Origin of the sequence: Agrobacterium sp. LAD9, assembly GCF_003031125.1 — a bacterium.
GTDB lineage: Bacteria > Pseudomonadota > Alphaproteobacteria > Rhizobiales > Rhizobiaceae > Agrobacterium > Agrobacterium radiobacter.
This window is the reverse complement of the sequence record NZ_PHGS01000036.1, coordinates 1-520: the sequence shown is the minus strand read 5'-3', so window position 1 is coordinate 520 and position 520 is coordinate 1. Positions and strand designations below refer to the sequence as shown.

Annotated in this window: 1 protein-coding gene; it reads left to right on the top strand. The window is 48.1% G+C overall.

The window, feature by feature from the left end; translation table 11 throughout:
* Positions 1-452, top strand: a 452-nt coding sequence (locus DA915_RS28510) for a serine hydrolase (RefSeq protein WP_153064617.1), incomplete at its 5' end; no start/stop codon positions are given.
* Positions 453-520: the final 68 nt, after the last annotated feature.

Genomic DNA, 520 nt, shown 5'->3' with positions numbered 1-520 from the left:
TGACAACGATCGGAGGACCGAAGGAGCTAACCGCTTTTTTGCACAACATGGGGGATCATGTAACTCGCCTTGATCGTTGGGAACCGGAGCTGAATGAAGCCATACCAAACGACGAGCGTGACACCACGATGCCTGTAGCAATGGCAACAACGTTGCGCAAACTATTAACTGGCGAACTACTTACTCTAGCTTCCCGGCAACAATTAATAGACTGGATGGAGGCGGATATCGTTGCAGGACCACTTCTGCGCTCGGCCCTTCCGGCTGGCTGGTTTATTGCTGATAAATCTGGAGCCGGTGAGCGTGGGTCTCGCGGTATCATTGCAGCACTGGGGCCAGATGGTAAGCCCTCCCGTATCGTAGTTATCTACACGACGGGGAGTCAGGCAACTATGGATGAACGAAATAGACAGATCGCTGAGATAGGTGCCTCACTGATTAAGCATTGGTAACTGTCAGACCAAGTTTACTCATATATACTTTAGATTGATTTAAAACTTCATTTTTAATTTAAAAGGAT